Origin of the sequence: Marinobacter litoralis, from assembly GCF_016427555.1 — a bacterium.
Classification (GTDB): domain Bacteria; phylum Pseudomonadota; class Gammaproteobacteria; order Pseudomonadales; family Oleiphilaceae; genus Marinobacter; species Marinobacter litoralis_A.
In genome coordinates this window covers 188985-202410 of record NZ_JAELVS010000003.1, presented here as the reverse complement: position 1 = coordinate 202410, position 13426 = coordinate 188985, and the positions used below count along the sequence as shown (strand labels likewise).

Annotated in this window: 11 protein-coding genes and 2 tRNA genes; 7 read left to right on the top strand and 6 right to left on the bottom strand. The window is 52.7% G+C overall.

What is annotated here, in order from left to right; translation table 11 throughout:
- Positions 1-18: 18 nt before the first annotated feature.
- Positions 19-2436, bottom strand: coding sequence for an EAL domain-containing protein (locus tag JAO79_RS10980; protein WP_199007302.1), 2418 nt, complete (start codon positions 2434-2436; stop codon positions 19-21).
- 285 nt (positions 2437-2721) lie between these two features.
- Here JAO79_RS10980 and ccoM point away from each other — a divergent pair, with 285 nt between their 5' ends.
- Positions 2722-2877: a cytochrome c oxidase subunit CcoM gene (gene ccoM / locus JAO79_RS10975; protein ID WP_199007301.1), complete on the top strand. Its 156-nt coding sequence runs from the start codon at positions 2722-2724 to the stop codon at positions 2875-2877.
- A 10-nt stretch (positions 2878-2887) separates the two neighbouring features.
- Here ccoM and JAO79_RS10970 read toward each other — a convergent pair.
- The 3 genes from JAO79_RS10970 to JAO79_RS10960 form a co-directional block, all read right to left on the bottom strand.
- A tRNA-Glu gene (locus JAO79_RS10970) sits at positions 2888-2963 on the bottom strand.
- Positions 2964-3050: 87 nt separating this feature from the next.
- Complete coding sequence (locus tag JAO79_RS10965; RefSeq protein WP_199007300.1) at positions 3051-3956, bottom strand: TIGR01777 family oxidoreductase; 906 nt, start codon at positions 3954-3956, stop codon at positions 3051-3053.
- Between the two features lie 36 nt (positions 3957-3992).
- On the bottom strand, positions 3993-4370 hold the full coding sequence (locus JAO79_RS10960) for a sirohydrochlorin chelatase (RefSeq protein ID WP_199007299.1): 378 nt from the start codon (positions 4368-4370) through the stop codon (positions 3993-3995).
- 54 nt (positions 4371-4424) lie between these two features.
- Between JAO79_RS10960 and JAO79_RS10955 the strand changes: the two genes are divergently transcribed.
- The 4 genes from JAO79_RS10955 to JAO79_RS10940 all read left to right on the top strand — a co-directional run bounded on the left by JAO79_RS10955 (position 4425) and on the right by JAO79_RS10940 (position 8139).
- Positions 4425-5027 (top strand): DUF924 family protein, encoded by a 603-nt coding sequence (locus tag JAO79_RS10955; protein ID WP_199007298.1) that lies wholly within the window; start codon positions 4425-4427, stop codon positions 5025-5027.
- 160 nt (positions 5028-5187) lie between these two features.
- Positions 5188-5263: transfer RNA gene (locus tag JAO79_RS10950), tRNA-Gly, on the top strand.
- Positions 5264-5401: 138 nt separating this feature from the next.
- Positions 5402-6199, top strand: coding sequence for an MOSC domain-containing protein (locus JAO79_RS10945; RefSeq protein ID WP_199007297.1), 798 nt, complete (start codon positions 5402-5404; stop codon positions 6197-6199).
- A gap of 5 nt (positions 6200-6204) precedes the next feature.
- Positions 6205-8139, top strand: coding sequence for an ATP-binding cassette domain-containing protein (locus JAO79_RS10940; RefSeq protein ID WP_199007296.1), 1935 nt, complete (start codon positions 6205-6207; stop codon positions 8137-8139).
- Positions 8140-8181: 42 nt separating this feature from the next.
- On the opposite strand, the gene JAO79_RS10935 is transcribed toward JAO79_RS10940, so the two are convergent.
- Positions 8182-8613: a universal stress protein gene (locus tag JAO79_RS10935; RefSeq protein ID WP_199007295.1), complete on the bottom strand. Its 432-nt coding sequence runs from the start codon at positions 8611-8613 to the stop codon at positions 8182-8184.
- Positions 8614-8721: 108 nt separating this feature from the next.
- Complete coding sequence (locus JAO79_RS10930; protein WP_199007294.1) at positions 8722-9540, bottom strand: hypothetical protein; 819 nt, start codon at positions 9538-9540, stop codon at positions 8722-8724.
- 342 nt (positions 9541-9882) lie between these two features.
- Between JAO79_RS10930 and fadB the strand changes: the two genes are divergently transcribed.
- Together fadB and fadA are read left to right on the top strand one after the other, a co-directional pair.
- Complete coding sequence (fadB, locus tag JAO79_RS10925) at positions 9883-12030, top strand: fatty acid oxidation complex subunit alpha FadB (protein ID WP_199007293.1); 2148 nt, start codon at positions 9883-9885, stop codon at positions 12028-12030.
- Positions 12031-12063: 33 nt separating this feature from the next.
- The gene (gene fadA / locus JAO79_RS10920) at positions 12064-13239 is read left to right on the top strand and encodes an acetyl-CoA C-acyltransferase FadA (RefSeq protein ID WP_199007292.1); all 1176 of its coding nucleotides are present in this window, start codon (positions 12064-12066) and stop codon (positions 13237-13239) included.
- Positions 13240-13426 lie beyond the last annotated feature (187 nt).

Below are 13426 nucleotides of genomic sequence, written 5' to 3'. Positions count from 1 at the left end.
ATAATGCCGTTTTGGTGCTTATATATGAGCTCGGTGATTGTTTTCGAGCCAGTGAATAAAGTCTTGCTCAGGCAGGGGGCGACTGTAAAAGTAGCCTTGGGAATAATCGCAATGCTCCGATTTCAGGAAGTGCGTTTGCGCTTCTTCTTCGACACCTTCAGCAATAACCGCGAGACCTAAGCTATGCGCCATATTAATTATGGCTCTGACCAGCGCCAGGTCATCGGTATCGGTAAGAACGTCCTGAACGAACGACTTGTCAATTTTCAGTGTATCGAAGGGGTAGGTTTTGAGATAACTCAAGGCCGAGTAACCGGTTCCGAAATCATCCACCGACAGCCGAATGCCAGCCGTATCCAGGTGCCGGAGGATGTCGGCCGTCTCGATGGTGTTATCCAGAATCAGTCGTTCGGTGATTTCCAGTTCAAGCAATTCGGGTTTCAGATGGCTTTCTGCCAAGGCTTTATGAACCACATCCGTGAAGCCGGGGTCCCGGAATTGCCTGGGGGAGACGTTCACCGCTATTCCAATGTCGTATCCGGTCAATGCTTGCCAGCACTGAGCGGCTTTGCAGGCTTCACGAATTACCCACTCTCCGATAGGAATGATCAGGCCAGTTTCTTCTGCCAGTGGAATGAAGCGGTCCGGCATGACGGTGCCAAGCGACGGGTTGTTCCACCGCAACAGCGCCTCGGCTGCAACCAGTTTGCCTGATGAGGTCTCAACAATGGGTTGAAATACCAACTGAAACTCATTGAGTTCCAACGCCTTTCGCATGTGAGATTCCATGTGAAGGCGTTCGTGAGATACCTCGGTCATTTCCGGAGTGAAGAGCGCGTAGGAGCTTTTACCTTGGTGCTTTGCTTCGTACATCGCGGCATCGGCGTGCTGGAGCAGCGTCCCGCTTGTGTCGGCATCGTTGGGGAAAATGGCGATGCCGATACTGGTCGTTACGAAGACCTCCTGGGCATGAAGCATGAAAGGGGCGGAGAATGTGAGCAAAATACGCTGGGCAACCTGAACCGCATCGTTCTGCTCAGTCAGGCCCGGGAGTATGACCAGAAATTCATCACCACCAAGCCTTGCGACAGTGCTGGTGCCGCGAAGGCAGCTTGATACTCTGCGGGCAGCCTCCACAAGCAGGGTGTCGCCTGCGTCATGACCGAGTGTGTCGTTAATGTGTTTGAAATTGTCGAGGTCAAGAAACATGACGCCAACCTGGGTGGTGTCCCGGCGAGCCTGCGCAATAGCGAGCTTCAACCGGTCGAGCGCGAGCATTCGGTTCGGCAGTCCGGTGAGAATGTCGTAGTTTGCTTGCCTGAGCAATTGTTGTTCATAGCGTTTTCGAATGCTGATGTCTTCGCCGAGTATGAGGTAGCCTGTGGTTTGGCTATTGGCACCCTTAATCGGTGTGATCACCAGTTGCTCCCAGTAGCGTTCACCATTGGATCGGGCGCTATTGACCTCGCCTTGCCAAACGCCAACGCGTTGAACCTGCAGGCGGACTGATTGCCACAGTTGTTGGGCTTGACGTTCTTCCATGCTTTGGCTGATAAGGCTGGAGGGGTGCTGATTTCTGATGTCTTCCAGGCTGTGCCCGGTAAGCTGCAGGAACTTCCGGTTAGCGTATTCGATATGCCAGTCTTTATCGCAAATCAGGACCGACGAAGGACTTTGATCTATGGCTTCGGAGAACTTCAGAATTTCTGCGGCGTCGTGTTCGCGGCGAGCGATGTCTTCATTCAGTCGCTCGCGCATCTGGTTGATGGCATCCGTTACCATGGCGAGCTCATCTTTGAAATGATTCGCGGGTTCCTGGCGATCTAATTGTAGCGGGTGGCTGAGATCGTCGAGGGACAGGTCACGAGTGTACTCCGCCATTTCTGCCAGGTGGCGGGTGACCAGATGCCGAAAAATAGACAGGATAACGATTGAAACCACGAAGATGGTGAGGAACTGGGTAATGAGAGTAACACCAATCTTTGTTTTCAGATCGGCGTACACGCGGTCAAGGCTTGCCGTGATGGTCAGTCGCCCGAGCCGGAAGAGCTCGCCTTCCTGATGATTGAGATCGAAGCTGTGGCTGAGGGTTTTTGACCCATTGTTGATGTTGCCCATGACCAGTTCTGAATCGGGTTCGATGCGCAAGCGCAGATGGGATATATCGGGTAGGCTCAAAATGCCTTCCATCTGGGTTTGCAAAAGCTTTTGGTCCAGAGACCATAAGCTTCGCGTCAGGCTGGATGCATACCCCGATTCAATCACATCCATTCTGTCTTCGATATCGTTCAGGTCTTGCCGGTAATCAAAGTAAATCTGGATGCCGGATGCCAGAAGTGTAAGAGCCGAGCTAAAGATCAATATCCAGCTAAGCAGCCGGAAGGAAAGGGGAGAGGTGCGTCGGAATCGTCTTAAACGACTGGAAATATCGGGCATGTTATTAGTTTGGTCACCGCATGTGGTTCCGAGCTGAGCCGCCATATCCTTGGCAATCCCTAGTTTGAAAATGTAAGCAAGTCGTTAAAAACTGACTATAGCAGCAGTTTTTTTCAAATGCTTAGGATTTGCGTCTTGGGAATGGCAAAAGGGAGGTGTACTTCTCAGCTTTGGCGGTCAGGCCTGACAACGATGCTTAGTTGATGCAGATCAATACTCAAATCTTCGCAGTGCGTAAGCTGAGCTTAATTCATTTGAAGCAGTTGCGTATTGATGGGGGTAATTATGTTTATGGACGTGGTCGTGTTTGCGGGAATTGCAACGGTGTTGCTGATGATCGGCTTTTTTGTCGGTGTTGCGATCTTCATCGTTAAAGATCAGAAGCGACACGACAAGAAAGCGAAAGTAGAGGTTGGCCGGAGCCAGATAGGCTTGTCTTAGAAGAAAAAATTGGCGTCCCCTAGGGGGTTCGAACCCCTGTTGCCGCCGTGAAAGGGCGGAGTCCTAGGCCACTAGACGAAGGGGACGCAACGTTTTCTTGACTTGCCTCGTCGAGATGGCGCGTATATTAAGTATCGATGGCGGGGGTGTCAACGATTATTTTCAAAAAAGTTTTATTTTTTTACGCTGTCCCTTAAAGCCGGCTCTAAATGTGGGTAGCTGAACTCGAAACCTTCCGTTTGCAGTCGTGTTGGCACTGCCTTCTGTCCGGTGAGAAGTAAGCCGGCCATTTCACCCAGAGCCAGTTTTAGCATGGCTGCTGGTGCAGGCAAGATGGCCGGGCGCTTTAACACTCTTGCAAGGGTGCGTGTGAATTCCTCGTTGGTGACCGGGTTTGGGCTAACCATGTTGTAGGGCCCATGAGGAAGCTGGTTCTCGAACATCCAGATCAGGCCGGCCACAACATCGTCACGGTGTACCCAGGGCATATATTGTTGCCCGTTGCCCAGTTTGCCCCCCAGGCCCAGCTTGAATGGCAGGATCATTCGTTCAAGAAAGCCTCCGTCTTGGCCGACCACGAGCCCGGTGCGCGAAAGGCATACCCTGACACCGTCCGCTTGTAGAGAAAGTGCTGCGTCTTCCCATTCAGAGCAGAGTTTATGGGTAAATTCGGGGTTTGGTGCTGTGTCTTCGGTTACAAGGTGTCCTTGTTGATCTCCATAAAAGCCGACAGCCGAGCCTGAAATCAACACTTCGGGTAATTTTTCCCAAGACCTGATGATGGATACAAGTGAGAGGGTGAGTGCGACACGGCTATCCAACAGGCTGGCTTTTCGTTCCTGTGACCAGCGTTTATCTGCAATGCCTTCCCCAGCCAGATTAAAAACAGCATCGAACCCGGGGTGAGCTTTTAGCAGATTGAGGTCAGCCACTGGCTCCACTTTGCCGCAGATTGCTTTCACTGTTGCGGGCTTTTGCCGGCTCAGAACCGTGACGGTATGCCCAGCTTTTAGCAGGTGTTTGCATAGCTCCCTGCCGATAAATCCCGTGCCTCCGGTGATCAAGATTTTCTTTGACATGCTGACCTCCCGATTTTCTGTTAATTGCTGGCGCGTTTAATCTGCCGGTTTCGCCAGCTCTTCCTGCACGACATCCCTGATCGCTAGCCCGAGTTGCGGGTTGTAGCCAATTGGATCTGCCAAGCGCATCGTCACCGAATGCTCTTCAGAGATGGTCTTGATCATTGCCGGTACGTCCTTGCGCAAATGTCGGCCGGCGGCAAGAAACAAGGGAACCACGGTAAACTGGTTCGCGCCTTGCGCTTTCGCCTGTTCAACAATCGTTTCCATAGAGGGTTCGGCGAGCTCCATATAAGCAATGGAAGAGTTGTCTATAGAGTGTAGTGTGGGTTCAGCAAGTTTCTCGAAGGTTTCGCACCAGCGACTGTCGCTGCTGCCATGGGCTAGCAAAATGATATGGTGCGCACTGGTCATAGCATCTCCAGAATGATTTATCAGTCTATGGTTAATGTATCAGGGAGTTGGGTAATGTTCGATTGGAAAGAGCTTTTGGACTTCTGGTTTGGCGAATTAGATGAGCAGGGGCTGCCGGATACGTTTCATCGGAATCGTTGGTTCCGATCAGACCGTTCTTTTGATCGGGAAATAAGGCGGCGTTTCATGTCACTGGTCGTGTTTGCATCAGAGCAGGGGTTAGAAAACTGGAGAGCTCAGGCTGGTGGATCATTGGCGGAAATTATTTTGCTGGATCAGTTCACCCGTAACATATACCGGGGCACCTCCCTTGCCTTTGAGCACGACCGGCTCGCCAGAGAGCGTTGCAAGGAAGCCATGCGGCGCGGTTTTGATGTGGCGCTGCCCTCAGTGATGCGAGCGTTTGTGTATATGCCGTTGCAGCACTCTGAGCAGCTGGATGACCAGGAGTTGTCGGTGCAGTGTTATCGCCAATTGGCGGCGACGGAGTCTGGCTTACTTGGGGAATTTCTTGAGAGCTTTGTGCAGTCTGCAGAAGATCACCGAGAGGTAATTCGGAACTTTGGCAGATTCCCTCACCGCAACCGGGCACTGGGGCGGGTTTCGACAGAGTCGGAGGAGGTGTATTTGCGTAGCGGTTCCCGGTATGGGCAATAGTATTAAGCTGGGGCAGGAAAGTGGCACGGCTGGGCATGATGGTAGATTGATATTTGAGCGATCTGGTTTTTTTGAAAAAAAGTGATAAAAAACGGTTGACGGCCGGGCCGGGATCAGTAGAATACGCAGCCGTTGAGAGGCAATGCCTCACAGCCGAAAAGCGGGAATAGCTCAGTTGGTAGAGCACAACCTTGCCAAGGTTGGGGTCGCGAGTTCGAATCTCGTTTCCCGCTCCAGAATTTAGAAAAACCCGACCTTTGTGTCGGGTTTTTTGCTATTTGTTCCCGGCATTCTGCCTCCCTTCTGTTTTAGCTATCGGCCTCGGTTATACTCTGTCGTCTTACTTTCGTAACCGCGTGTCTCAGGTTTTCTCTATGAACGTGTTATCCCTCTTTATTTACCCGGTAAAATCGCTCGCAGGTATTGCGGTCCCAAATCTCGAATTGGATGATTTTGGTCCTTCCGGAGATCGCCGGTGGATGATCGTTGATAAGCTCGGGAAGTTTGTGACTCAAAGGCGATTGCCGCGATTGGCATTGATTGGGGTCAGGCTGAATGCCGGTGTGGTGAGTATCAGCATTCCGGAGCAGGGTGAGTTCGCCTTGGTGGCGACCTCTGAGCAGCAGCAAGTAACGGTATGGCGCGATCAGGTGCTTGCCAGCGAAGCCCAGCAAGATGTCAATGATGCGTTGAGCAGGTTTTGTGGCGAGCCGTTACGGATGGTGTACATGCCGGATTCAACGTTTCGCAGAGTGGATCCGGAACGGGTTGCCGAGGTTCGTCGAGTCGGCTTTGCGGATGGTTTTCCTTTCCTTTTGGCGAATGCCGCATCGCTGGATGAGTTAAATGGCCGCCTTGCACAAGCGGTCGATATTCGTCGGTTTCGGCCGAATATTGTGATTTCTGGCGCTGCCCCCTGGAATGAAGATTCCTGGCGTTCGCTAACCGTTGGTGATGTTCGTTTTCGTGTTGTTAAGCCGTGTTCGCGGTGCGTGTTGACCACCGTGGACCCGGATACAGGCCAGAAAGATTCCAATACGGAACCACTCAAGACCCTGTCGCACTACCGAAAAACCGAAGACGGCGTGATCTTCGGCCAAAACGCTGTGCACGAGGGGGTTGGCAGAATTTCAGTAGGGGATTCCGTTTCTATTGTTGAGCAGGAGTGTTGATAGCCGTGCCTTTGTTAACCCTTGATAAAATCTCCCTGTCGTTCGGTATGCATCCATTGTTAGACGGTGCGTCATTGATTATCGAACCGGGCGAGCGGGTCTGTTTGCTTGGTCGTAACGGCGAGGGGAAATCAACGCTGCTCAAAATCGTCAAAGGCGAGGTTACGCCTGAAAGCGGTGTGGTGCGATTGGAGGAGGGCGCAGTATTGTCTGTGTTGCCACAGAATCTGCCTTCGGAAGATTCGCGCACAGCCTACGAGGTGGTGGCCTCGGCCTTCCCGGAAACCGGTGAGTTGCTCGCACAGTTTCATCACCTGTCCCAACAGGCTGACGAAGACAGTCTGAATAAAATGATGAGTGTTCAGGAACGCCTGGAAGCCTTGGATGGCTGGCGCCTGGATCAGAAGGTCACCACCATTCTGGCTCAATATGGTGTAGAGCCGGATCGGGCTTTGAATACGCTCTCGGGTGGTTGGCAGCGCCGTGTATTGCTGGCGAAAGCGTTGGTGGCTGAGCCGGATGTTCTGTTGCTGGATGAGCCAACCAACCACTTGGATGTGCCGGCCATCGCCTGGCTTGAAGAGGCCCTGGGGCAATTCCGTGGCGCAATGCTGTTTGTGAGTCACGACAGGGCGTTTATCCGGCGCATGGCGACACGGGTTGTAGAGTTGGATCGGGGGCAGTTGGTCAGTTTTTCTGCGACTTATGAGAAATACCTCGAGCTCAAGGAAAAGGCGTTGGAAGAGGAAGAGCGACAGAATGCTCTGTTCGATAAACGTCTGAAGCAGGAAGAGGCTTGGATTCGTCAGGGTATCAAGGCGCGAAGAACTCGAAATATGGGGCGAGTGCGTCACTTGAAGGCAATGCGGGAAGAGCATCGGCAAAGGCGAGTGCGAGGAGGTACCGCCACTTTTGCTGTCGAGGAAGCGGCGCGCTCAGGCAAGTTGGTGGCCGAAGCAAAACATGCAGACTTCGCTTATCCCGGGCAGCCGCCAGTCATCCGGGATTTGGATTTGACCGTTCTGCGTGGCGACAAGATTGGTCTGGTCGGCGAAAACGGTACCGGCAAAACAACGTTGGTAAGGTTGTTGTTAGGCGAGTTGGAGCCCAGTTCTGGCAGCATACGGTTGGGTACCAACCTGAAAGTTGCGTATTTCGACCAGTTACGCGGAGAGTTGGATCTCGATAAAAACGCTCTGGACAACCTGTCGGAAGGGCGTGAATTCATCGAAATTAATGGTCAGAGTAAGCACGTGCTTGGCTATTTGCAGGAGTTTCTGTTTACCCCGGAGCGGGCGCGTTCGCCGGTCAGTGTGTTTTCCGGGGGGGAAAGAGCGAGGCTTCTGTTGGCAAAGCTATTCAGCAAGCCCGCCAACATACTGGTGCTGGATGAGCCAACCAATGACCTGGACGTTGAAACGCTCGAGCTGCTCGAGGAGCAGGTGTCGGAGTTTAAGGGTACGGTGCTGGTCATCAGTCACGACCGCGAATTTCTCGACAACGTCGTGACGGACGTCATCTTCCTGGATGGCACTGGCGAGGCGCGGGAATATGTAGGCGGATACAGTGATTGGCGCCGCCAAGGCGGAACATTCCCATCGGAGGCCTCAGGGAATCGGCCTGATAAACAAGATAAGCGTGGCAAGGAAGCGAATCAGGCTGGGAGCAAGAAGCCTGAAGAAGCTGCGGCTCGCCCGACAAAATCGAAGCCGGCCAAACTGAGTTACAAACTCAAGCTTGAGCTCGAGCAATTGCCGGGCAAAATCGAGCAGCTTGAAGCTCAAGTGGCGGCTTTGCAGGAAGAAATCTCTGCTTCAGATTTCTACTCGAAAGCGCCGGAAGAGGTGGCTGCTACTTTGGAAGCCTTGAGCGAAGCGGAAACGCAACTCGAGGGCGTGATCGAGCGCTGGATGGAGCTGGAAGAGCAGGCCAGCCAATAAGCGGGTAGATGGGGGGCGTACAATGCCCCCGTTAATTCAGTTTTAGTGGATCCTGATGGCCAGCACGTCGCACTCGGTTCCGTGCAGTACGCCGTTGGCTGTGGAGCCTAGCAATAACTGAATACCTTTTCGGCCATGGCTGCCTACAATGGTCAGGTCGATATCGTGGTCTGCCACCAGGCGGTGAATTTCAGATTCTGGCCGGCCCACGGTTACAACCTGGTCTTCTGGGCTGATGCCGTATTGTTCCCCGTATTTGCTGAGCTGTTCCTTAGCTGCTTTATCCAGTTGATCCTGCAGTTCCGATAAATCCATGGGGATGTCGCCGCCATAAGCATAACCAACCGGCTCCACCACGTGTGCAAGGATCAGCTTTGCTCCGAAGGCTTCACAAATAGCACTCGCTCTGTCCAAAACTTGCGGGGCTTCTTCTGTTAAATCAATCGCCACCAGCATTCGTTTGTACGTCGGCATGCTTTCACTCCTTTGTGATTTATAACGCTTAAACCAAGCATAGTACCGTTGGGTGGCGTATGAAAGGGGGGAGGGCAGAAAGACATTCCTGCCCTGAAACCAGACGACTTAACCGTTTTGGCGCATCAGTTCAATGGCGGAGGTCAAGCCATTGATGATGCCTTTGGAGTATCGGTCGATGATGAAGGACACGTTGTTTTCGTTGTAGTTGACGTATGAGCTTCGAATAAACTGCCACTTTGAAGAAATATCGCTCAGGATTTCTTTGAGTTCACCAGTCGGGGAGCCTGAGCTCACATTTTTCAGGTAGTTGTCGAACGTTTTGGCTTGCTCGTCCAGCGGAACTTCTGTGGTGGCGCCCTGGAACGTTTGCGACACCGACGAATGGGTGCGAGCTGCGTAACGGGCCATCATCTGTGCCATCAGAACCGATGCAGACCTTGCCGATTCAACCCGATCATCGGCTTTCGCGCCGCTATTTTCCTGAGCAATGCCGTAGAGCTCGGTTGCTGTTGCGTTCATCGTGAGAGCTTTGTCGGCCATATCCGCCATCAAACGCAGATCGGGGTAGCCTCGATCACGAACCTCATTGATATTACTGCGCATGAGGTCCTTGAACTTGTCAAACGACTGGTTCAGTCCCTCTATCTGATCGCTGGTCAGCACACCGCTGGTGCTGGCAATTACCGAGTTCATGGCGTCATTTGCATTGTTGATCGCAACGACAATCCGGTTCAGAGTGTCAGTGTCGCCCGTTGCGCTGAAGTTGTAGAAAGCATCCACGGCAAGATAGTTGTTTACGCGGAAATCGTGAAGGTCAGCCAGAAATTCGCCACCCGATTCCTGGGCTCGGGCGCCAAAGGAGACGAGAGATAAAAACAGAATTGCCGAGATGATTGAGGTGAAGCGCGTTCGACTGCCGGTCATCGGAATAAGTCTCCGTAATGCGGTTTTATTATTTTGGGCTATTATCGTTCAGCGAAGTTAAAGTAACTCCACCGGCTTATCAAGTAGTTTCCGGCGTTTGCGGAGGGTTCCGTGAGCTAGTTCCGCTCAAGTCTCCGAACAAGTTGAAGAGGCTTCCGAAAGAAACAAATTGACAAACGCTCCATTTTTTTTCATCGTGTGCCCTCACGATTCAAACAAGTGTATGAATTTTTGGATCGGAAAGATCGGGCAGTGACCGAAATCTCGCTGCAAAAACGGCCGGTGTGGAGCATAGCGCCCACTGGTTGTCAGCAGTTCCAAACACAGACTGGAGATCAGTTGATGATTTACGAAGGTAAAGCCATCACGGTTAAAGAGATCGACGGTGGGATCGCTCAGTTGGACTTTGACTTGCAAGGCGAGTCAGTCAATAAGTTCAACCGTCTCACTATCGAAGAGCTAGGCGCCGCAGCTGAAGCACTCAAATCCCAGAACAACCTGAAGGGCCTGGTTGTAACCAGCTCTAAAGACAGCTTCATCGTTGGTGCAGACATCACCGAGTTTACCGAGCTGTTTGCGGGTTCTGAGGAAGAGCTTGTCGCCAACAACTTGAAGGCGAACGAAGTATTTAACGCCATCGAAGACCTGCCGTTCCCGACGGTTACCGCGATCAACGGTATCGCTCTGGGTGGCGGTTTCGAAATGTGTCTGTCTACGGACTACCGTGTAATGGCGCCTAAGGCCAAGGTAGGACTGCCAGAAACCAAGCTGGGTATCTTCCCGGGCTTCGGTGGCACCGTACGTTTGTCACGTCTTGTTGGTGTAGACAACGCAGTTGAGTGGATTGCTGGCGGTACTGAGAATCGTGCTGATGCCGCTCTGAAGATTGGCGCTGTTGATGCAGTTGTTGCTCCGGACCAATTGGTTGCCGCTGCTGTTGCGATTATTGAGCAGTGCAACGAAGGCAAGCTGGACAATCAGGCTCGTCGCGAAGAAAAGAAGGGCAAGATCAAGCTGAACGCCATGGAAAGCATGATGGCGTTCGAGATCTCCAAAGCCTTTGTTGCTGGCAAGGCCGGTAAAAACTACCCGGCTCCGGTTGAAGCGATCAAGACCATGCAGAAGCATGCTGGCATGACTCGCGACAAGGCTCTTGAAGTTGAAGCCAAAGGCTTCGCCAAGATGGCCAAGACCAACGTTGCTGCTTGTCTGATCGGCCTGTTCCTGAACGACCAGGCGCTGAAGAAGAAAGCTAGCGCATGGGAAAAAGAAGCCTCTGATGTGAAACTGGCCGCTGTATTGGGTGCCGGCATCATGGGCGGCGGTGTTGCTTACCAGTCTGCGCTGAAAGGCACGCCGATCATCATGAAGGACATCAATCAGGACGGCATCGCGCTGGGTCTGAAAGAAGCCAAGAAGCTTCTGTCCAAGCGTGTTGATAAGGGTCGTATGGACGCTGGCAAGATGGCCGACGTTCTGAACAGCATCACTCCTACCTTGAACTACGGTGATTTCAAGAACGTAGACCTGGTTGTTGAAGCGGTTGTTGAAAACCCGAAAGTTAAAGATGCAGTTCTGCGTGAAACTGAAGATGCAGTTCGCGAAGACGCCATCCTGACGTCCAACACGTCTACTATTTCCATCGACCTTCTGGCTAAAAACCTGAAGCGTCCGGAAAACTTCTGTGGCATGCACTTCTTCAACCCGGTGCACATGATGCCGCTGGTTGAAGTTATCCGTGGCGAGAAGACCAGTGACCGCGCTATCGCGACCACTGTTGCTTACGCTAAGGCCATGGGCAAGACTCCGATCGTAGTAAACGATTGCCCGGGCTTCCTGGTTAACCGTGTATTGTTCCCGTACTTTGGTGGCTTCGTAGGTCTGGTCCGTGACGGCGCCGACTTCCAGAAAGTCGATAAAGTGATGGAAAAATTCGGCTGGCCGATGGGTCCGGCGTACCTGCTGGACGTTGTAGGTATGGATACCGGCAAGCACGCTGGTGAAGTAATGGCCGAAGGCTTCCCGGATCGTATGAAGCACGCTGAAACCACAGCGATCGACGTAATGTTTGATAACAACCGTTACGGTCAGAAGAACGACGTTGGTTTCTACAAGTACGAGCTGGACCGCAAGGGTAAGCAGAAGAAAGTTGTAGACGAAGAAACCTACAAGCTGCTTGAGCCAGTAGTACAAGCCAAGAACGAATTCAGCGACGAAGACATCATCGCCCGCATGATGATCCCTCTGTGTCTGGAAACTGTACGTTGCCTGGAAGACGGCATCGTGGAAGATCCGGCTGACGCAGATATGGGCCTCATCTTCGGTATCGGCTTCCCGCCGTTCCGTGGTGGTGCGCTGCGCTACATCGATGATATGGGTGTAGACAAGTTCGTTGAACTGGCAGACAAGTTTGCAGATCTGGGTCCTTTGTATCACCCGACCGAGAAGCTGCGTGAAATGGCCAAGACTGGCGAAAAATTCTTTGGCTAACCCTGAAAGAGATTTCCGAACGGAGAAAGATCAATGAGCCTTAATCCGAGAGACGTTGTCGTCGTCGATTGCGTACGGACTCCGATGGGTCGTGCCAAAAACGGTTGTTTCCGTAACGTACGTGCGGAAACCCTGTCGGCTGCGCTGATCGACGCACTGTTCGAGCGCAACCCGAAGCTCGACCCGAAAGAAGTTGAAGATGTGATCTGGGGTTGTGTAAACCAGACTAAAGAGCAGGGCTTTAACGTGGCTCGGCAGATTTCTCTGCTGACCCGTATCCCGCACGAGTCTGCAGCACAAACTGTAAACCGTCTGTGTGGCTCCGCGATGAGCGCCATCCACACTGCGGCCCAGGCCATCATGACCGGTAACGGTGATGTATTCATGGTTGGTGGTGTAGAGCACATGGGCCACGTACCCATGACTGCCGGCTTCGACCACAACCCGGCTGCATCCAAGTACTCTGCAAAAGCGTCCAACATGATGGGCCTGACTGCAGAAATGCTGGCTAAAATGCACGGTATTACCCGTGAGCAGCAGGACGAGTTTGGTGCGCGTTCTCACCGCCTGGCTCACGAAGCCACGGTTGAAGGCCGCTTCAAGAACGAAATCGTTCCTGTGCAGGGCCATGATGAAAATGGCTTCGTGAAGCTGATCGAAGAAGACGAAACCATTCGTCCGGAAACCACTGCGGAATCATTGGGCCAGCTGAAGCCGGCTTTCGATCCGAAGAACGGTACCGTGACTGCCGGTACTTCTTCTCAGCTGACTGACGGTGCCGCTGCGATGGTGCTGATGTCTGCAGAGCGTGCTGAAGCACTTGGCCTGAAGCCAATTGCCAAGATCCGCAGCATGGCTGTAGCCGGTTGTGATCCCGCGATCATGGGTTACGGCCCGGTTCCGGCGACCAAGAAGGCGCTGAAGCGTGCAGGCCTGAAAGTTGAAGATATCGACTTTTGGGAACTGAACGAAGCGTTTGCTGGTCAGTCACTGCCAGTACTGAAAGACCTGAAGCTTCTGGGTGTAATGGAAGAGAAGGTTAACCTGAACGGCGGCGCGATTGCTCTTGGGCATCCGCTGGGCTGCTCCGGTGCCCGTATCTCTACCACCCTGCTGAACGTTATGCAGGCCAAAGGCGGTAAGCTTGGTGTATCCACCATGTGTATCGGTTTGGGCCAGGGCATCGCGACGGTCTGGGAGCGTCTCTGATCGACTAACTCGAATCAGTAACGCTTGTTCAGGAGGCCCGGCTTATGCCGGGCCTTCCTGTTTGTGGTGCGCTTGTTTGGTGCCAAAAAATCAGAAAAAGACTGTTTCAGGCCAAAGAATGGGTTGTCTTGCCATTCTTGACCCTGTAAAACAGTGTGCCTATACATAATGGCAACCCTTACGTTTC

Bases quoted from the DNA above. Each gene is read 5' to 3' on its own strand.
- JAO79_RS10935 (WP_199007295.1), bottom strand. From the start codon at position 8,613: ATGCCGACGTACAAACGAATGCTGGTGGCGATTGATTTAACAGAAGAA.
- JAO79_RS10930 (WP_199007294.1), bottom strand. From the start codon at position 9,540: ATGACCGGCAGTCGAACGCGCTTCACCTCAATCATCTCGGCAATTCTG.
- fadB (WP_199007293.1), top strand. From the start codon at position 9,883: ATGATTTACGAAGGTAAAGCCATCACGGTTAAAGAGATCGACGGTGGG.
- JAO79_RS10960 (WP_199007299.1), bottom strand. From the start codon at position 4,370: ATGACCAGTGCGCACCATATCATTTTGCTAGCCCATGGCAGCAGCGAC.
- JAO79_RS10955 (WP_199007298.1), top strand. From the start codon at position 4,425: ATGTTCGATTGGAAAGAGCTTTTGGACTTCTGGTTTGGCGAATTAGAT.
- JAO79_RS10965 (WP_199007300.1), bottom strand. From the start codon at position 3,956: ATGTCAAAGAAAATCTTGATCACCGGAGGCACGGGATTTATCGGCAGG.
- JAO79_RS10945 (WP_199007297.1), top strand. From the start codon at position 5,402: ATGAACGTGTTATCCCTCTTTATTTACCCGGTAAAATCGCTCGCAGGT.
- fadA (WP_199007292.1), top strand. From the start codon at position 12,064: ATGAGCCTTAATCCGAGAGACGTTGTCGTCGTCGATTGCGTACGGACT.
- ccoM (WP_199007301.1), top strand. From the start codon at position 2,722: ATGTTTATGGACGTGGTCGTGTTTGCGGGAATTGCAACGGTGTTGCTG.
- JAO79_RS10980 (WP_199007302.1), bottom strand. From the start codon at position 2,436: ATGCCCGATATTTCCAGTCGTTTAAGACGATTCCGACGCACCTCTCCC.